Origin of the sequence: Rhodococcus sp. NBC_00297 (assembly GCF_036173065.1) — a bacterium.
Lineage (GTDB): Bacteria > Actinomycetota > Actinomycetes > Mycobacteriales > Mycobacteriaceae > Rhodococcoides.
Genome location: NZ_CP108041.1, coordinates 972,945 through 990,803 on the forward strand (window position 1 = coordinate 972,945; position 17,859 = coordinate 990,803).

General features: G+C 68.3%; 17 protein-coding genes. 8 read left to right on the forward strand and 9 right to left on the reverse strand.

Annotation, left to right across the window (positions count from 1 at the left end; all coding sequences use genetic code 11):
• Positions 1-37 precede the first annotated feature (37 nt).
• The 4 genes from OG947_RS04570 to OG947_RS04585 all read right to left on the reverse strand — a co-directional run bounded on the left by OG947_RS04570 (position 38) and on the right by OG947_RS04585 (position 4,352).
• Positions 38-718, reverse strand: coding sequence for a fasciclin domain-containing protein (locus tag OG947_RS04570; RefSeq protein ID WP_222627570.1), 681 nt, complete (start codon positions 716-718; stop codon positions 38-40).
• Positions 719-881: 163 nt separating this feature from the next.
• Positions 882-1,556 carry a DUF4166 domain-containing protein gene (locus tag OG947_RS04575; RefSeq protein WP_027504082.1) on the reverse strand — a complete coding sequence of 225 codons (675 nt, stop codon included), beginning with the start codon at positions 1,554-1,556 and terminating at the stop codon, positions 882-884.
• A 61-nt stretch (positions 1,557-1,617) separates the two neighbouring features.
• A complete protein-coding gene (locus OG947_RS04580) occupies positions 1,618-3,402 on the reverse strand; it encodes an ABC-F family ATP-binding cassette domain-containing protein (protein WP_328813219.1) in 1,785 nt (594 codons plus the stop codon).
• Positions 3,402-4,352, reverse strand: coding sequence for a 4-(cytidine 5'-diphospho)-2-C-methyl-D-erythritol kinase (locus OG947_RS04585; RefSeq protein WP_328813220.1), 951 nt, complete (start codon positions 4,350-4,352; stop codon positions 3,402-3,404). The genes OG947_RS04580 and OG947_RS04585 overlap by 1 nt, the downstream gene beginning before the upstream one ends.
• Positions 4,353-4,437: 85 nt before the next feature.
• Between OG947_RS04585 and OG947_RS04590 the strand changes: the two genes are divergently transcribed.
• A complete protein-coding gene (locus tag OG947_RS04590; protein WP_328813221.1) occupies positions 4,438-5,436 on the forward strand; it encodes a helix-turn-helix transcriptional regulator in 999 nt (332 codons plus the stop codon).
• On the opposite strand, the gene rsmA is transcribed toward OG947_RS04590, so the two are convergent.
• Together rsmA and OG947_RS04600 are read right to left on the reverse strand one after the other, a co-directional pair.
• Positions 5,424-6,281 (reverse strand): 16S rRNA (adenine(1518)-N(6)/adenine(1519)-N(6))-dimethyltransferase RsmA, encoded by an 858-nt coding sequence (rsmA, locus tag OG947_RS04595; protein ID WP_051613059.1) that lies wholly within the window; start codon positions 6,279-6,281, stop codon positions 5,424-5,426. The genes OG947_RS04590 and rsmA overlap by 13 nt on opposite strands.
• Before the next feature lie 92 nt (positions 6,282-6,373).
• Positions 6,374-7,501: a resuscitation-promoting factor gene (locus tag OG947_RS04600; RefSeq protein ID WP_222629006.1), complete on the reverse strand. Its 1,128-nt coding sequence runs from the start codon at positions 7,499-7,501 to the stop codon at positions 6,374-6,376.
• Positions 7,502-7,880: 379 nt separating this feature from the next.
• On the opposite strand from OG947_RS04600, the gene OG947_RS04605 reads away from it, so the two are divergent.
• From OG947_RS04605 to OG947_RS04620, 4 genes are all read left to right on the forward strand, one after another.
• The gene (locus OG947_RS04605; RefSeq protein WP_373425295.1) at positions 7,881-9,269 is read left to right on the forward strand and encodes an amino acid ABC transporter substrate-binding protein/permease; all 1,389 of its coding nucleotides are present in this window, start codon (positions 7,881-7,883) and stop codon (positions 9,267-9,269) included.
• A complete protein-coding gene (locus OG947_RS04610) occupies positions 9,266-10,033 on the forward strand; it encodes an amino acid ABC transporter ATP-binding protein (RefSeq protein WP_082544604.1) in 768 nt (255 codons plus the stop codon). Before OG947_RS04605 ends, OG947_RS04610 begins: the two co-directional genes overlap by 4 nt.
• Before the next feature lie 49 nt (positions 10,034-10,082).
• Complete coding sequence (locus OG947_RS04615) at positions 10,083-10,343, forward strand: hypothetical protein (protein ID WP_027504090.1); 261 nt, start codon at positions 10,083-10,085, stop codon at positions 10,341-10,343.
• Between the two features lie 113 nt (positions 10,344-10,456).
• Positions 10,457-11,098 carry an LppP/LprE family lipoprotein gene (locus OG947_RS04620; protein ID WP_328813222.1) on the forward strand — a complete coding sequence of 214 codons (642 nt, stop codon included), beginning with the start codon at positions 10,457-10,459 and terminating at the stop codon, positions 11,096-11,098.
• Here the strand turns inward: OG947_RS04620 and OG947_RS04625 are convergent.
• Positions 11,095-11,922: a TatD family hydrolase gene (locus OG947_RS04625; RefSeq protein ID WP_328813223.1), complete on the reverse strand. Its 828-nt coding sequence runs from the start codon at positions 11,920-11,922 to the stop codon at positions 11,095-11,097. The genes OG947_RS04620 and OG947_RS04625 overlap by 4 nt on opposite strands.
• Positions 11,923-11,943: 21 nt before the next feature.
• Between OG947_RS04625 and metG the strand changes: the two genes are divergently transcribed.
• Positions 11,944-13,497 (forward strand): methionine--tRNA ligase, encoded by a 1,554-nt coding sequence (gene metG, locus OG947_RS04630; RefSeq protein ID WP_328810193.1) that lies wholly within the window; start codon positions 11,944-11,946, stop codon positions 13,495-13,497.
• Here metG and OG947_RS04635 read toward each other — a convergent pair.
• Positions 13,457-14,644, reverse strand: a complete 1,188-nt coding sequence (locus OG947_RS04635) for a low temperature requirement protein A (RefSeq protein WP_328813224.1) — start codon at positions 14,642-14,644, stop codon at positions 13,457-13,459. The two genes, metG and OG947_RS04635, sit on opposite strands and share 41 nt — an antisense overlap.
• Positions 14,641-16,032, reverse strand: coding sequence for a WS/DGAT/MGAT family O-acyltransferase (locus tag OG947_RS04640; protein ID WP_056447074.1), 1,392 nt, complete (start codon positions 16,030-16,032; stop codon positions 14,641-14,643). Before OG947_RS04640 ends, OG947_RS04635 begins: the two co-directional genes overlap by 4 nt.
• 336 nt (positions 16,033-16,368) lie before the next feature.
• Here OG947_RS04640 and OG947_RS04645 point away from each other — a divergent pair, with 336 nt between their 5' ends.
• Complete coding sequence (locus OG947_RS04645) at positions 16,369-17,364, forward strand: alpha/beta hydrolase (protein ID WP_155956926.1); 996 nt, start codon at positions 16,369-16,371, stop codon at positions 17,362-17,364.
• Positions 17,365-17,420: 56 nt separating this feature from the next.
• Positions 17,421-17,849, forward strand: coding sequence for an SRPBCC family protein (locus tag OG947_RS04650; RefSeq protein ID WP_027504095.1), 429 nt, complete (start codon positions 17,421-17,423; stop codon positions 17,847-17,849).
• Positions 17,850-17,859 lie beyond the last annotated feature (10 nt).

A 17,859-nucleotide genomic window follows, 5' to 3' on the forward strand; every position in this document is an offset into this window, starting at 1 on the left:
AGAGAGTGTTCGTCCTCATGATCCCTGTGGAAAAGGATCAGGCGGGGGGCATCATGACCGAGTCGACCATGTAGACGGTCGCGTTGGCGGTCGTGACGCCACCGCAGACCAGGTTCGAGTCGTTGAACTTCAGCGAATCGCCCTCGCCGGTGATGTTGACGGCCTGGCCCTCGACGGAGGTCTGCTCGCCGGCGATCGCGTCGGGCGCGAGCTGGCCGGGGATCACGTGGTACGTGAGGATCTTGGTGAGCAGCGCGGAATCGGTCTTCAGCGTCTCGATGGTGGCCGGGTCGATCTTCGCGAACGCGTCGTCGGTCGGGGCGATGACGGTGAACTCGGAGCCGTTCAGCGTGTCGACCAGGTTGACGTCCGGGTTCAGTCCACCGGAGACCGCTGCGGTCAGGGTGGTGAGGATCGGGTTGTTGGAAGCGGCGACGGCGACCGGATCGGCAGCCATTCCGCTCACGGAGCCGGCACCGTCCGGGACCTGCTCGGCGTAGGCTGCGCAGCCCGAGCCGATGAGGTTGGAGGCCGGGTCGGCACTCGAGTTCATCGCGGTGGAGGAGGACATGGCCGACGAGGTCATCGACTCCATGCTGCTGCTCGCGGTGGTCTCGGTGGTGCTGCTGCTGTCGTCGGACGAACATGCGGACAGTCCGAGGAGTGCAACTGCTGCGAAGCCGACTGCTACTGCACTCTTGCTCTTGGTGACGCTCATGGCGAGAACCCTTCTTGTACGGATCTGATAGCCGCTCACCGCCGGTGATGATCACCGGCCGCTGTCGGTTGTGTCATCCACCATTCGGATCCGGGTCCCATGGGGGATTGGTGACGGTTGTGAGAAAAATTCCCCACCAGTCACTTCGGGGTCCGACCAGGGATCACTCCCTGGGATCGGTACGCCCCGGCCCCAATTCGGCGGGCAGATCGGTCGGAAGGCAGGTTTCCTGTGTGGCCGTGAACCATCCGGTGTAGCGGAACAATCGCCCGAGCGTGCGGCCACGCACCTCGATGTCGATGCGGTGGCGCTGCTGCTCCTCGTCCCACCACTCGCGGCCGATCGTCTCCGCCGACAGGAGACCCGGCGGCTTGATCGACCCACGCGGAGCGAGGAACCGGGGCAGACCGCTGTCGAGCCGCAGGCCACCGTCCGCGTCCGCGGAGCACTGGGTGTGCACCACCATGTCGGGGCCGGCACCGATGTAGTCGAGTGCGCCGCGCGATCCCACGACCATCACCGAGTCGAGTGCCACCTCGTGGCCGGGGAACTGGAACCGACGGACGAACGCGAGCGTGGGCCTGCCCAGCTCGTCCGTGTACGCGTAGTTGGCGATGGTGAAGGGGATGTTCTCGCCCGAGTCGGAGGGGACCATCCGCCGCTTGCCACCGAGCCACAGGGCCGGCGGCGGCAGCAGCGGAGAGTGCGTGATGGTCTCCATGACACCGGTGCCGAACTGCGCCACATGATCGTCCGCACCGAAACCGAAGCGCCACTGCACCTTCGGATGAAGCTTCTCGAACTCCGAGCCCATGACCTCGGACACGACGGATGTCATCGTCACTCCTCGCGCAGAACGCGGTCGCCGATCGACCGCCTGAACGCGAGGGTAGACCGTGTCAGCCCAGTTCCTCGGCCAGCTCCATCCAGCGCTCCTCGACGGAGTCCTTCTCCGCGACGACGGTGAGCAACTCGGCGTTCAGCGACTGCAACGTCGCCGGGTCCGTCGCCGCCTCGGCCAGCGAGACGTGCAGTGCGCGCACCCGATCGTCGAGCTTGACCAGGGAGCGCTCGAGCTTCGAGAGTTCCTTGCGAGCGGCGCGCTCGTCGGCACCGCCCTTGGCCGCCGCCGGCTTCGCTCCCCCGCCCGACGTCATCCCCGGAGCCGCGTCGTCGGCTGCGGCGATTCGCGCGCGACGCCGCAGGTACTCCTCGATGCCACCCGGCAGGTTGGTGAGCTTGCCGTCGCCGAACAGAGCCCACGTCGAGTCGCAGACGCGCTCGATGAGGTACCGGTCGTGACTGATGACGATCATGGTGCCGGCCCAGCCGTCGAGCAGATCCTCGAGCTGCTGCAGCGTGTCGATGTCGAGGTCGTTGGTCGGCTCGTCGAGGAGCAGGACGTTCGGCTCGGACATCAGCACGCGTGTCAGCTGCAGTCGACGGCGCTCGCCACCGGACAGGTCACCGACGGGCGTGCGCTGCCGTGCAGGCGTGAAGCCCAGCCGCTCGGCGAGCTGTCCGGCAGAGATCTCCCTGTCACCCAACTGAATTCGTTCCGCGACGTCCTGGACCGCCTCGAGCACGCGCATCCCGACGGGCAGGTCGTCGAGTTCCTGGCGGAGCCAGCCGATGCGCACCGTCTTGCCCTCGATGCGGCGGCCCTTGGCGGGTTCGAGCTCGCCGGCGATGGTGCGGAGCAACGTCGTCTTGCCGGAGCCGTTGACACCGACGAGACCGATGCGCTCCCCCGGCGCGAGGCGCCACGTGAAGTCCTCCACCAGTACGCGACCGTCCGGGGTCGCCAGCGTGGCGTCCTCGAGCTCGATGACGATGCGGCCCAGCCGGGTCTGCGCGAACTTCGACAACGCGACCGAGTCGCGCGGCGGCGGCACGTCCGAGATGAGGGCCTCGGCGGCCTCGATGCGGTAGCGCGGCTTCGAGGTTCGAGCGGGCGGGCCGCGGCGCAGCCAGGCCAGCTCCTTGCGGGCGAGGTTGCGGCGACGATCCTCCGCGGCATCGGCCTGGCGAGAGCGCTCCGCGCGAGCGAAGATCCAGTCGGCATAGCCGCCCTCGTACGTCTCGACCTGACCGTTCACCACTTCCCAGGTGCGGGTGGCAACGGTGTCGAGGAACCACCGGTCGTGGGTGACGACGACCACTGCGGACCGCCGGTTCACCAGGTGCTCGGCCAGCCACTGGACGCCCTCGACGTCGAGATGGTTGGTCGGCTCGTCGAGCACGAGCAGGTCGAGGTCCTGCACCAGCGCGGCGGCGAGCGCCGTGCGTCGGCGCTCACCGCCCGACAACTGCTCGACCGGTGCGTCGAGCCCGAGACCGGTGATGCCGATGCCGTCCAGAACGCTGCGGATCCGGGCGTCACCGGCCCACTCGTGCTCGGCGACACCGAGCGGTGCCAGGACGATGTCCCCGATGGTGGACCCGGGCGGCAGGACACCACGCTGCGTCACGACGGCCATCCGGAGTCCGCCCACGCGACTCACCCGGCCCGAGTCGGGCTGCTCGACGCCCGCGAGCACCTCGAGCATGGTGGTCTTGCCGTTGCCGTTCAGGCCCACGACGCCGATGCGCTCGTTCTCCTGGACACCGAGCGAGACGCCGTCGAGGAGCGGCTTCACGCCGAAGGATTTGGAGACCTGCTCCAGGTTGATCAGGTTGGCCATCAGTGTTGTCCCCGGTTCGTGTCGTTCTGGTCGCGTTCGGTGCGCACTCGCGCTCCGCTCACCGGTCCACGTGCCACGCGTACCGTGCGGCAGACGCCGGCGCCGGACAGTTCCGCGCCGACCTCGACCGCATGGTCGGCGGAGGCGCAGAGGAAGGCGCAGGTGGGGCCGGACCCGGAGACGATGCCGGCGATGGCACCCGCCTCGGTGCCGGCGCGCAGGGTGCGGCGAAGGCCTGGTTCGAGGGACAGCGCCGCGGCCTGGAGGTCGTTGCCCAGGAGCGGCCCGACCCGCGCCGGATCGCCCGACGCCAGGGCCTGCATCAGCTCGTCGGGTGGGCCGAGGCGCGGCGGCGCTCCCCGTTCGCGCAGCCGGTCGAGTTCGCGGTAGACCGCGGGAGTCGAGAGGCCGCCCTTCGCGAGAGCGAGCACCCAGTGGAAGGAGTTGCGTGAGAGCACCGGCAGCAGCTTCTCGCCGCGACCCGTGCCGACGGCCGTGCCACCGGCGACGGAGAACGGGACGTCGCTGCCGAGCTGCGCCGCGAAGTCCATGATCTTCTCGCGGGACAGGCCGAGGTTCCAGAGCGCGTCCAGCGCGACGACGGTCGCGGCCGCGTCGGCGCTGCCCCCGGCCATGCCCCCCGCGACGGGAATGCCCTTGTCGATGCTGATGGCGACGGCCGGCCGACGACCGGCATGGGCGGCGACGAGTTCGGCCGCCTTCCACGCCAGGTTGGTGTGGTCGGTGGGAACGATGCCCGCATCGTCCCCGTACACGCTGACGGACAGTGTCTCCGCGGCCACGACGGAGACGTCGTCGACGAGGGAGAGCGCGTGGAAGACTGTGGTGAGTTCGTGGTAGCCGTCGGGGCGCAGGTCACCCACGGCAAGGTGCAGATTGACCTTGGCGGGAGCGCGGACCGAGACCGGCCGCGGAACGACTGTGAGCACGTCTCACCACTGTAGTCGGCGCGCGCCCGAGTACCGAACCGGATCGAGGACCCGAACTGTCCGCTGTCGGGTGCATCATGTCGACATGCGCGAGACGTCCGCTCGACTGCTGGCTCTGCTGTCGTTGCTGCAGACCCGGCGCGACTGGTCCGGGGCCGATCTGGCCGATCGGCTGCAGATCACCCCGCGCACCGTGCGCCGTGACGTCGACCGGCTGCGGTCGCTGGGCTATCCGGTGGACGGAACGGTCGGCGTCGGCGGCGGGTATCGGCTGGGTGCCGGCGCGGAGATGCCACCCCTGCTGCTGACGGACGACGAGGTGATCGCCGTGGCGCTCGGGCTGCAGAGCGGCGCGTCCGCGTCCGTCACCGGCACCGCTGAGTCGTCGATCGGTGCCCTCACCAAACTGCGGCAGGTGATGCCGTCACGGTTGCGTCACCGACTCGACGCACTGCAGATCGACGTCGTGCAGTCACGTCCGGTGCAGTCGAGCGTCGACGCGTCGGTACTGACGGCACTGGCGACCGTGTGCCAGAACCACGAACGCCTGCGGTTCGACTACCGCACCCACGGCGGGGACACCATGCGGCGTGAGGTGGAGCCGTACCGGCTCGTGCGGTCGGGGTTGCGGTGGTACCTCGTGGGCTGGGACCTCGCCCGTGAGGACTGGCGGTCGTTCCGCGTCGACCGCCTCGATCCGAAGGTGCCGACGGGGCCTCGCTTCACTCCTCGGGCCCTGCCCGAGGGCGGCGCCGCGGAGTTCGTGTCGAGGGGCATCGATCAGGCGTTCTCGGCCGCCCGCGGACGGGTCGTGCTGCACGTGCCGTTCGAACGGGTCGAGGACCGCGTCGATCCGCAGTGGGGCACCCTCGCCCGGCTCGACGACGAGCGGTGCGAGGTCTCGATCACCGCGGACACCTACCCGTCGATGGCGCGGTGGCTCGCCGCCTTCGACGTGGACTTCACGGTGTGCGGCCCACAGGAGTTGATCGACGCCTGCGAGGTCGAGTCACGGCGACTCGACCGTGTCGCCGCCCGATACGCCCGTGCCCGCGACGAGCACCGTCCGTGTCAGGACTCGTGACCACCGGTAGTCTGCGCCAGTCGGACGAACGCGGCGGCGTCGAGCGTCTCCCCGCGCGCCGACGGGTCGATCCCGGCCTCGACGAGCCGCGTCTCCGCCATGGCCGCCGATCCGGCCCACCCCGCCAGAGCCGCACGTAACGTCTTGCGCCGCTGCGCGAATGCCGCGTCCACGACGGCGAAAAGAGTGCGGCGGAACGTCTCGTCCATCGGCCACTGCGGATTCTCGTGCCGATCGACGCGCACCAGACCCGACTCCACCTGCGGCACCGGCCAGAACACCGAACGGCCCACGGCGCCCGCGCGGCGGACGTCGCCGAAGTACGCGGCCTTCACACTCGGCACCCCGTAGGTCTTGCTGCCGGGAGGAGCCGCCAGCCGGTCCGCCACCTCCGACTGCACCATCACCAGCGCGGTGCGCAGGGTGGGGATCAGGGCGAGCAGGTGCAGCAGCACCGGCACCGCCACGTTGTACGGGAGGTTGGCGACCAGTGCGGTCGGCGCGCCGGGAATCTCGTCGCGGCGCACGCGCAGGGCGTCGGCACCGACCACCGCCAACCGGTCGACTCGCGACTCGGCGCGCTCGGCGACGGTCTGCGGAAGACGCTGCGCCAGTACGGGGTCGATCTCGACGGCGACCACGTCGTGCACGACGTCGAGCAACGCCAGGGTCAGCGATCCGAGTCCCGGCCCCACCTCGAGCACCGTGTCGTCCGGACCGACTCCGGCCGCGGTCACGATGCGTCGCACCGTGTTCGCGTCGTGGACGAAGTTCTGGCCGAGGGTCTTGGTGGGCCGGACGCCCAGCTCGGCCGCGAGGGTGCGCACCTCCGCGGGCCCCAGCAGGCGGACGCGTGCCGGACCGGCTGCGGAATCGGACGCCGGCGAATCGGACGTCGGCGGGGAGACGGGAGGTTCGGACACGGGTGGAGCGTATGTCAGCGCAGCCCGAGCCTGCTGGTGCAGGAGGGCCAGGCGCCCCAGCCCTGGGTGCGCTGGGTCTGCGACGCGATCGCGATCTGCTCCTCGCGGGTGGCCAGGTCGGCGCGCGCCGCGTACTTGAGCCCGCCCTGCCGCTCCCAGGTGTTCTGGTCGAACTGCACGCCGCCGAAGAAGCCGTTGCCCGTGTTGATGGCCCAGTTCCCGGTGGCCTCGCACTGCGCGAGGGCGTCCCAGACGGCACCGTTCTCGACCGGCGGCACCTCGGTGCCGGGCTTGGCACCGACGCGCACGGTCTTGGCGACCGGCGGTGTCGTGACGTCGGCCTTCACGAGCGTGCGGGAGACCTCGACACCGTTGACCTTGTTCACCGAGTAGGTCGCGTTCTGCTCGCCCGGAGCACCGGCGGACTCCTCGATCGTCTTGCTCATGTTCATCGTCGGGTCCTCGATGCGCTGATCCGGCGCGACGACGGGTTCGGTGACGCTGACGGTCTCCGTCCGATCGCGGGTCACCGTGACCACGGCGCCCTCGACGAGCGGCTCGTCCGCCGCGGGGGCGACCGTGTCGTTCTGTTCGAGAGGCGCACCGGCCGCGGCGAGGAACTCGCCGACGGTGGGTGCGGCGAGCCGCATCGGTGCGGGCGACGCGGCCCCGTCGGCGAGGGTCACGGACTTCGGCAGCACGACGTTGACGGAGGCACCGTCGAGCGGCAGCGGGTCGGACTCCGACTCGTCGATGTGGACGTCGGGAGCGATGCCCAACTGATCCTTGGCCTCGGCGACGGTGGAGGCGGTGGTCCACACCGTCGTCGGCGCACCGTCCACGGTGAGAGTCACCTCGCGGGCCCGCTTGAGCGTGACGGTCTCTCCGTCGGCGAGGGTCGCGTCCGCGGCGGGCGCGACCTCGTCCCGCTCGGTGGGCTGATATCCGGCGGCCTCGAGGGCGCTGCGGACGTCGGTGGTCATCGTGGAGAGCTGGACCTGCTGCCCGTCGACGTCGATCGTGACGGTCTTGTGGCGGGCCACGGCGACGCTCGCTCCCACGACGAGTGTGGCGAGAAGCGCGGCCACCACGACGTACAGCAGGCGGGACCGGGCGGAGTTGAGTCTGGCGACGTGCGACATCGTCACCGCGCTCCCGCCCCGGTGGACACGACTGGTCGAACGGACATCACGGACGAATAACGCAACTTCGATTTCCTTGCCGGGTCGAGACGATCACGAGGCCGAGAGGCTCGCATCGGGGTCATACGATCACGATACGGTAACGAGCGGGCACAGGTTCGGCAACTTCGCGGCCTCGAGCAGCCCGTCGACCGTTCCTACCTTCCGGTAAGGGTCGTCGCGAGCCCCCCGGCCGATAGGGTCCGAGCCGACTGTTCACCTGCACCAGAACGGAAGGCTCTTCGTGAATCCGACCTCCCCACCGCGATCCGAACGCGGACGGTGGCACCGACTGCGCCACCTCCCGGCGATCACCGCCGTCGTGGCACTCGTCGCGTTGGTGCTCGCACCCGCAGCGCAGGCCCAGCCGGCGCCCCCGAGCCCGGTGGAGGGTCGCACATTCGCCATCGCCACCGACGTGACCTTCGCACCGTTCGAGTTCCAGAACTCCGACGGCCAGTTCGTCGGCATCGACATGGACCTGATCCGAGCGATCGCGGAGGACCAGGGTTTCCAGGTCGACATCCGGCCCCTCGGGTTCGACGCGGCGTTGCAGGCAGTGCAGGCGAACCAGGCCGACGGCGTCATCGCCGGCATGACGATCACGCCGGCACGCGAGGCCGTGTTCGACTTCTCCGAGCCCTACTTCGAGTCCGGCGTGCAGATGGCCGTGCTCGAGAACTCGTCGATCACCTCGTACGACGATCTCTCCGGGCAGCAGGTCGCGGTCAAGAACGGCACCGAGGGCGCCGACTTCGCGGAGAGCATCAAGGCGCAGTACGGCTTCACGACGCGGTACTTCGCCGACTCCGCGAGCATGTACGACGAGGTGCGCACCGGGAACTCGGTCGCCGTGTTCGACGACTACCCGGTGCTGCAGTACGGCATCACCCAGGGGAACGGTCTGAAGACGGTCACGGAGAAGGAGTCGCCGAGCAACTACGGCTTCGCCGTGAACAAGGGCGCGAACCCCGAGCTGCTCGCCGCATTCGACACCGGACTGGCCAACCTGCGGTCGTCCGGCCAGTACGACGAGATCCTCGGCACCTACATCGGCGCCGCGGCGGACGAGACGGACAACTCGATCCCCGGACTGATCAAGAGCGAGTACAAGGAACTGCTGAAGGGCCTCTGGCTCACCATCGTCCTGACAGTCATCTCCATCGTGCTGGCCCTGATCCTCGGCGCCGTCTTCGGACTCTTCCGGGTGTCGACGAAGGCGTGGCTGCGCGGGATCGGCGCCACCTACGTGGCCATCTTCCGCGGCACGCCACTGCTGGTGCAGGCCTTCTTCATCTACTTCGGCATTCCCGCCGCGCTCAGCTTCCAGATGTCGGCGTTCACCGCCGGCATCATCACGCTGTCGCTCAACGCCGGTGCGTACATGGCGGAGATCGTCCGCGGCGGCATCCTGTCGGTGGACAAGGGCCAGATGGAGGCCTCGCGCAGTCTCGGTATCAGCTACCTGACGTCCATGCGCAAGGTCGTGATGCCACAGGCGATCCGGACGATGATCCCGTCGTACATCAATCAGTTCGTCATCACGCTGAAGGACACCTCGATCCTGTCGGTGATCGGCCTCGCCGAACTCACCCAGTCGGGGCGGATCATCATCGCCCGCAACTTCCAGTCGTTCAACATGTGGCTGATCATCGGCGTCATGTACTTCGTCATCATCATGGCGTTGACGATGCTGTCGAACCGTCTCGAGAAGAGGATCAACAAGTGAGCACCGAGACCACCGCGCCCGACGCCGCTGCGGCCGAGGTCAAGATCCGCGCCATCGGACTGAAGAAGTCGTTCGGCGATCTCGAGGTGCTCAAGGGCCTCGACGTCGACGTCCACTCGGGCGAGGTGGTGTGTGTCATCGGCCCGTCCGGTTCCGGCAAGAGCACCTTCCTCCGGTGCCTCAACAAGCTCGAGGACATCACGGGCGGCACGGTCGTGGTCGACGGTTTCGACCTGACCGATCCGAAGGTGGACCTCGACTCCGTGCGCCAGCACATCGGCATGGTGTTCCAGCACTTCAACCTCTTCCCCCACATGAGCGTCATCGAGAACGTGATGCTCGCGCCCGTGGAGACGAAGAAGTCGGACAAGTCGAAGGCGCGCGAGAACGCCGTTCGTCTGCTGGCCCAGGTGGGCCTCGCCGACAAGGAGAACGCGAAGCCGGCGCAGTTGTCCGGTGGGCAGAAGCAGCGCGTCGCCATCGCACGTGCACTGGCGATGGACCCGGACATCATGCTGTTCGACGAGGCCACGAGTGCGCTGGACCCCGAGATGGTCGGCGAGGTCCTGCAGGTCCTCCGCGATCTGGCGAAGGGCGGCATGACGATGGTCGTCGTCACGCACGAGATGGGCTTCGCCCGCGAGGTGTCCGACCGTGTGATCTTCATGGCGGAGGGGTACATCGTCGAGGAGGGTTCGCCGGACGACCTGTTCGGCAACCCGCAGCACGAGCGAACGAAGGACTTCCTCGACAAGGTCCTGTGAGACGCGGGCCCCGCACCGAGAAGCCGCTACACCGACGAGAGGCACGACAGTGAGCGACGACCAAGAGATCATGCAGAAGATCACGGCGAAGATCGACGCTCGGTTGGGTGCGCAGACGAACGGTCTGCAGAACGAGGTGCCGCCCGGAGCGAGCACGCAGGACGACGACGAGGACGGTGAGCGCGGTCCCCTGGGCCGCGACTACCACCTCGCGGGCAAGTACGCGCAGGCTCTGGCCATCAACGAGCCCAGCGTGATCGACCGTGCCGAGTTCGATCGACTGGTGGAGACGTACGGAGACGACGACTGATCCGTCGCCGCGACCCGATCGTGACCTGAGCATCGGTAACGATCGGGTGGTGGTCGCCGACACACCCTTCGACCGCCGAGCATAACGCTCGGTACGGACACCCTGGAGGCTCGGTGACCACTCTCCCGCGTTCGATGGCCGTTCTCGCCGTGGCGGTCTGCGCCGCCGCCGCCGCCGTGTCGTGCGGTTCCGCCGGTACGACCGGTACTGCGCTCCCCGCCGACGACCCGGCACCCTCGTCGTCCGCTCCGGCGCCCGCACCGGCACCCGCGCCGGAGACGAGGGTGGAGACGCAGACCGAGACGGTCACCGTGCCCGCACCCGCACCGGCGCAGCCGACGCAGGTGGTGCCGTGCGTCGACCCGAGTTCGCTGAACGTGCGCACCGCCGTGGCGAACCTGGGCACCGACTCGCAGGGCGGGGCCTTCGTGATCGACGATCACACGCCCGGCACCAGCGCGGAGGGGTGTCCGACGCTCGAATGGGCGCGGGCGACGGGGACCGGCATCCGGAACGGCACCGTGCAGTCGCACGTCCTGTTCTTCACCAACTCGGGTGACTACCTCGGGACCGCGACGTCGGACGCGTACAGCTACACCTCGGTGGTCGGTGCGACCGACAGCACGGTCACGGTGCGCTACCGGTGGCTGAACCCCGACGACGCGTTCTGCTGCCCGTCGAACACCTCGTACGTCGACTTCAAGCTGGACGGCGGGACCATCGTCCCGAACGGGCAGTTCCCGCCCCCGAACTAGAGGCGGTAGACCCGCTCGGCCGTCGCGGTCGCCGACGCCGCGACGTCCTCGGCGGTGCGGCCGGTCGCGTCCGCCAGAGCGCGCGCCGTGTAGGGAAGGCAGTAGGGCTCGTTCGGAGCACCGCGGAACGGGTGCGGTGTCAGGAACGGCGCATCGGTCTCGAGCAGGTACTGCCCGTCCGGCACCACCTGGGCCGCTTCCCGCAACTCGTGGGAATTCTTGAAGCTCACCGTCCCGGAGAAGCTGAGCACGTAGCCGGCGTCGACGCACACCTGCGCCATCTCGGGACCGGACGAGAAGCAGTGGAAGATCACCGTCTCCGGCGCGCCCTCGTCGAGGAGCACCGCGAGAACGTCGTGGTCCGCGTCGCGGTTGTGGATCATCAACGGCTTCCCGACGCGCTTGGCCAGGTCGATGTGCCACCGGAACCCGTCGACCTGCTCCTCGACCGAGGCGCAGCCGTCGAGCTTCCCCGGCCAGTAGTAGTCGAGCCCCGTCTCCCCCACGGCGACGGTGCGGGGATCTCGCGCGAGGCGTTCGATCTCCGCGCGGACCTCGTCGGTGAGCACGTTCGCGCGCGTCGGATGGATCGCGGTGGCGGCGTACACGCGGGAATCCCAGTGCGCGGCGGCGACGGCGAAGCGAGCAGCGTCCAGGTCGTCCGCGACGGTGACGACGCGTCCGACACCCACCGACTCGGAACGATCGAGGATCGCCGCGACCGACGCTGCATCGGTGGCCCCGCACGCGTCGAGGTGCGTGTGCGCGTCCACGAGCGGTGCGAGCGGAGTGGGCAAGTCGGGGGCGGGACGGTCTCTCGGCACGAAAGATAGAGTAGGCGCACCATGACTGAGACCGGTTCGACCAAGCCTGCGTTCTACATCACGACCGCTATCGCCTACCCGAACGGTGATCCCCACATCGGCCACGCGTACGAGTACATCTCCACCGATGTCCTCGCTCGGTTCAAGCGGCTCGACGGGTTCGACGTGCGGTTCCTGACGGGAACGGACGAGCATGGTCTGAAGATGGCGCAGACGGCGTCGAAGGAGGGCATCTCCACCGCGGATCTCGCGCGTCGGAACTCGGACGCGTTCCAGGCCATGCAGGAGTCGCTGAAGATCACGTTCGACCGGTTCATCCGCACCACGGACGCCGACCACCTCGAGGCCAGCCGCGACCTGTGGCAGAAGATGACCGACAACGGCGACATCTACCTCGACTCGTACAGCGGCTGGTACTCGGTGCGGGACGAGGCGTACTACGCCGAGGGCGAGACCACGCTGCAGGACGACGGTTCCCGCATCGCGACCGAGTCGGGCACCCCGGTGGAGTGGACGGAGGAGTCGACGTACTTCTTCCGGCTGTCCGCGTACCAGGACAAGCTGCTCGCGCTGTACGAGGAGCGACCCGAGTTCATTCTCCCGGCGGGTCGCCGCAACGAGGTGGCGAGCTTCGTGAAGTCCGGTCTCAAGGACCTGTCGATCTCACGGTCCACCTTCGACTGGGGTGTCCAGGTTCCCGGCGATCCCGACCACGTCATGTACGTGTGGGTCGACGCGTTGACGAACTACCTCACCGGCGTCGGCTACCCCGACACCGACAGCGAGTCGTTCCGGAAGTTCTGGCCGGCCGACGTCCACATGATCGGCAAGGACATCGTGCGATTCCACGCCGTGTTCTGGCCGGCGTTCCTGATGTCGGCAGGTGTCGAATTGCCGAAACGCGTTTTCGCGCACGGCTTCCTGACCAACAAGGGCGAGAAGATGTCCAAGTCGGTGGGCAACGTCGTCAGCCCGGCGGCCTTGATCGAGGAGTACGGCCTGGACTCGTTGCGCTTCTTCCTCCTGCGCGAGGTGTCGTTCGGACAGGACGGCAGCTACAGCCACGAGGCGATCGTCACCAGGATCAACGCCGACCTGGCCAACGAACTGGGGAACCTGGCTCAGCGGTCCCTGTCCATGGTGGCCAAGAACTGCGATGCGCAGGTGCCGACACCCGGCGAGTTCACCGCCGACGACGAGGCGATGCTCGCTCGCGTCGATGCCCTTCACGCCGTGGTGCGCGGCCACATGGACGCCGTCGAGATGCACCTGGCGCTCGACGCGATCTGGTCGGTACTCGCGGAGACCAACCGCTACTTCTCGTCGCAGGAACCGTGGGTTCTGCGCAAGACGGATCCGGCCCGCATGGCGACGGTGCTGTACGTGACCCTCGAGGTGCTCCGCGTGACCGTCCTGCTGACCCAGCCGTTCATGCCCGACAGCACAGCGAAGCTGCTCGATCTGCTCGGGGTGACGGAACGCGAGTTCGACTCGCTGACAACGCGTCTCACGCCCGGCATCGCGCTGCCCAAGCCTACCGGCGTCTTCCCCCGCTACGTCGAACCGGAGGAGTGAGCGGACGATCGGCGACCGTCGTACCGACCACGGCGAGCAGGATCACGGCCGTCACGGCCGCACTGACGACGGCCGATCCGGGTACGGCCGTGGCCGCGAGCACAGCGACACCGCCGACCGGCGTCACGATGTTCACCAGCCGTGACGACCGGCGGCGCATCGCCACCATCCAGAACCCCAGGACGAAGACCGCCACCGGAATCGTGATCGCGGCGGAGGACTGACGGTCCGACAGCACTCCGTCACCCTCGATGTGCGCGACGGCCACCTCGATGCCCGCCGACACCGCGCCCGCCGCCGCGAACACGAAGTAGTGCGTGTAGCCGAAACTCAAGGAGCGGCCGAGTCTCGCCCCGACCGAATCCTCCTGCGACACCGAGAAGTACAGCCACCACATGCCGGCGACGACGACGAGCGTGGCCATCGCGAGGCCGACGAGCTCGACCGTGTGATCGTGTTCGTCGATGCCGCCGACAATGGCCGTCGCCGAGGCCAGCAACGACTCACCGAGCAGGATGAGGGTGAAGAGACCGTAGCGCTCTGCGATGTGCTCGCCGTGCAGCGGCGTCCGTCCCGCGCGCTCCGCCAGCACCGGGACGGCGAGCTCCGCGGCCACCAGCGCGACGAACCCGAGCACGGCGACGCTGTCGGGAAGCGCGAGTCGGGCGACCCACAACACCTGCACGACGGTGATGCCCACCGCGTATCGCATCGCAGTACCGCGGAACTCGCTGTTGCGCAGCCCCGCCCGTATCCACTGACTCACCATCGCCAGTCGCATCACGACATAGCCGATGGTCACCAGCGTGAAGTCGTAGTCGATCATCGCGTCGGAGACACCGCTGGCCAGGATCAGTACGCCGGCCATCTGCACGATGGTGGTGACGCGGTACAGCCAGTCGTCGGTGTCGAACGACGTGGCGAACCATGTGAAGTTCATCCACGCCCACCAGATGGCGAAGAACACCATCGCGTAGGCACCGATGCCCGACGCGATGTGGTCCTCCTCCAGCAGATGGGCGAGTTCCACGGAGGCGAACGACACCGCGACGACGAAGACCAGGTCGAAGAACAGTTCCAGCGAACTCGCCGCTCGATGTTCCTCGTTCGGGTCCCGCGGAACCATCGGCCGCAGCGCGAGACTCACCCGTCGGCCAGCTTCTCGAGCTCCTCGAGCGCGGTGTCGAGATGCGTGAGCATGCGCTGCAGCGACGGCACGCTACGCCGATCTCCGACGAGTCCGAAGTTGACGTTGTCGGCGTTGGTCGCGAGCGTGATGTTGAGCGCCTGCCCGTCCAGCACGATCGACGCCGGGTAGACACCGTCGAGTTTCGCACCGTTCCAGTACATCTCGGTCTTCGGACCGGGCACGTTCGAGATGATCACGTTGAACGGAGGCGGCGTGTTGCGCACGAAGCCCGGCACCGGTGTGAGCAGCAGCGGGGCCATCACGGCCGCGCCGTAGCTGAGCGCCTGCAGTGGAGACAGGGTGCGCATCATCGCCTTCGACTCGTTCATCGACGAGACGACGGCGGCGAGTCGGCGTTCCGGATCGGGTTGGTCGGTACCGAGGTTGCAGAGCACCGTGGTGACGGCGTTACCGCCGTCCGCGTCCGCGCCGGCCTCCCGCATGGACACCGGCACCATCGCGATCAGCGGCTGGTCGGGCAGTGCGTTGCGGTCGATGAGATAGGACCGCAGCGCCCCGGAGCACATCGTCAGCACCACGTCGTTCAACGTGACCCCCAGCGCTGCCGCGATGTCCTTCATCCGCGACTTGGACCACTGCTGCGAGGCGAAGCGGCGTGCCCCGCCGATCGGCACGTTGAGCATCGTCCGCGGCGCGGTCAGAGGCAGCACCATCTCGTTGCCGCGCAGCTTGTTCAGACCGATCCGGGCCGCGGCGGGTCCGACCCCGGCGAGCTCACCGGCCGCCTTGACGCCTGTGGACAGCAGCGACAGGACGCCACCGTCGTCGACCTTCGCGACCTCGGTGCTCTTCTTCTTCGGCCGCTCGAACAGCGCCGGGTCCCAGATCGGGCCGCAGTCACGGGCCTCGGGATCGGTGGTCAGGGTGCGCTCGAACAACTTGAGCGCCGAGACACCGTCGACCAGCGAGTGGTGGATCTTGCTGTAGAGCGCGACGCGGCCGTCGGCCAGGCCCTCGATGATGTGCAGCTCCCACATCGGGCGATGCCGATCGAGCGGCGCACTGTGCTCGGCGGAGATGTAGCGCAGCAGCTCGCGGATGCGGCCCGGCCGCGGCAGCATGATGCGCCGGACGTGATGCTCGAAGTCGAGCTCCTCGTCGTAGATCCAGCGCACGGTGCCCATGAAGTTCACCGGCGGCGCCGGCCGCTTGCGGAACAGTTTGTAGACGTCGGTGGCGGCCTGGAACGTCTCGTAGAGCTGCATCCCGAAGTCGTCGCCGGCGTCCTCCGGGGGCACGAACAGCTGCAGTCCCCCGACGTGCATGGGGTGCTCGCGCGTCTCGGCCAGTAGGAACATCGACTCTGTGACCGGCATGAAGGGCATGGGGGCGGACCTCTCTCGAACTGCGGAACCGCGTGGTCACGGTGCGGCTCACCTGCAGGTTCACTGTGCTACCCGGAAGTAACGAACCCACAACTATTGCGACAACGTGGGGTCACGGTGTGACCCCGGCAACAACTATTCCTCGAGAAGTGTTTCGTTTCGGCCCTATCGTGCGATTCCCAGTACGAGCAAGGAAGTGGAGGGCCACCCATGAGCATCGCCTCGGCCGAGATGACCGCACCGTCGTCGCTGACACGCACGTCCGCCAGTCGCCGGGTGCGACGCGCCCTCGGCGTCGGCACCGCCGTGGACCGCCAGGAGTTCGAGGGCGGCAGCATGCAGTCCAAGCTTCTCGCCGCGTACCTGCGCCGCACGGTCCGTCCCTTCCTGGGCGTGTGGGCCCGGACCCACAGCCTGCCGTGGCCCATGTCGATGGTCGACCAGGCCGGCCGACTCCTCCCACCCGTGGGTGACACCACCGTCGCGCCCGTGCGGCTCGACGAGTGCCGGGCCGAGTGGGTCCGCACGGACAGCCCGCGTCGTGTCGGTGCCGACGGCAGGTCCGAGCGACCGACCCGCCGCGCGGACCGCGATCGCGTGATCCTGTATCTCCACGGCGGCGCGTTCGTGGTGTGCGGCCTCAACAGCCACCGCCGGCTCGTCTCGCGCATCGCCCAGTCCACCGGTGCCGACGTGCTGTCGGTCGACTACCGGATGATGCCGCGCAACCCCATCTCGCACGCGGTGGAGGACGGGGTCGACGGCTTCCGCTACCTGCTCGACGCGGGGTACCTGCCCGAACAGATCTTCATCGCCGGTGACTCCGCCGGCGGTTACCTGGCCTTCATGGTGGCGCTCGCCCTGCAGAGCCAGGGTCTGCCGCCCGCGGGCGGCATCATCGCCCTGTCTCCGCTCACCGATCTCGATCCGACGCGGAAGATGTTGCATCCCAACGCGTCCCTGTGCTCGGTCTTCCCCAAGGGCGCCGTGCCGGCGCTCACCGAGCTGGCGGACGAGGTCGAGGCCCGCATCGTCGTGGACGGCAAGCGTGGTCCCCGCGTCTGTCCCGTCGACGCGGACCTGTCCGCCCTCCCGCCGGTCCTGATCCAGGTCGGATCCACCGAGATGGTCTACGCCGACTCGGAACTGATGGCGGAGCGCCTGGCTGACGCCGGAATCGAGTGCCGTCTCCAGGTGTGGCAGGACCAGGTGCACGTGTTCCACGCCGCGGACTTCGTTCCCGAGTCGGCGCGGGCGATCTCGGAGATCGCCGTCTTCGTCGACGAGCAGGTCCGCCGCGGCACAGTTCCCCTGGCCGGCACCGGGACATGATCACGACACCGACCCAAACCGCCCTGTAGGTGTGGACGGTCGGTTACATTCACGCCATGGCTGTCAGCGGAAACAGAGAAGTCGAGATCGAGGCACCACCGGCCGACGTGCTCGCGGTCATCGCGGACCTCGAGGGTCTGCCGGCATGGTCGTCGATCCACAAGAAGGTCTCGGTGCGCGAGCGTGACGATCAGGGTCGTCCCGTCCTCGCCGAGATGACCGTCGCCGTCATGGGATTCACCGACGAGCAGGTGCTGCGCTTCACGTGGTCCGACATGTCGGTGGCGTGGGACGTCGTCGAGAGCACCCAGCAGAAGTCGCAGCACGCAGAGTACCGCCTCAGCGAGACCGACAAGGGCACCCACCTCGAGTTCGAGATCACGCTCGACCCGAAGATCCCCGTGCCGGGATTCATCGTCAAGCGCGGGACCAAGTCCGTCCTCGAGACGGCGACCGACGGACTGCGCCAGCAGGTCGTCGGCTGACGTCGCGGCG

Coding starts and splice junctions, on each gene's coding strand:
- OG947_RS04575 (WP_027504082.1), bottom strand. CDS start 1,556: ATGACATCCGTCGTGTCCGAGGTCATGGGCTCGGAGTTCGAGAAGCTT.
- OG947_RS04600 (WP_222629006.1), bottom strand. CDS start 7,501: ATGTCGCACGTCGCCAGACTCAACTCCGCCCGGTCCCGCCTGCTGTAC.
- OG947_RS04590 (WP_328813221.1), top strand. CDS start 4,438: ATGCGCGAGACGTCCGCTCGACTGCTGGCTCTGCTGTCGTTGCTGCAG.
- OG947_RS04645 (WP_155956926.1), top strand. CDS start 16,369: ATGCAGTCCAAGCTTCTCGCCGCGTACCTGCGCCGCACGGTCCGTCCC.
- OG947_RS04570 (WP_222627570.1), bottom strand. CDS start 718: ATGAGCGTCACCAAGAGCAAGAGTGCAGTAGCAGTCGGCTTCGCAGCA.
- OG947_RS04580 (WP_328813219.1), bottom strand. CDS start 3,402: ATGGCCAACCTGATCAACCTGGAGCAGGTCTCCAAATCCTTCGGCGTG.
- OG947_RS04650 (WP_027504095.1), top strand. CDS start 17,421: ATGGCTGTCAGCGGAAACAGAGAAGTCGAGATCGAGGCACCACCGGCC.
- metG (WP_328810193.1), top strand. CDS start 11,944: ATGACTGAGACCGGTTCGACCAAGCCTGCGTTCTACATCACGACCGCT.
- OG947_RS04640 (WP_056447074.1), bottom strand. CDS start 16,032: ATGCCCTTCATGCCGGTCACAGAGTCGATGTTCCTACTGGCCGAGACG.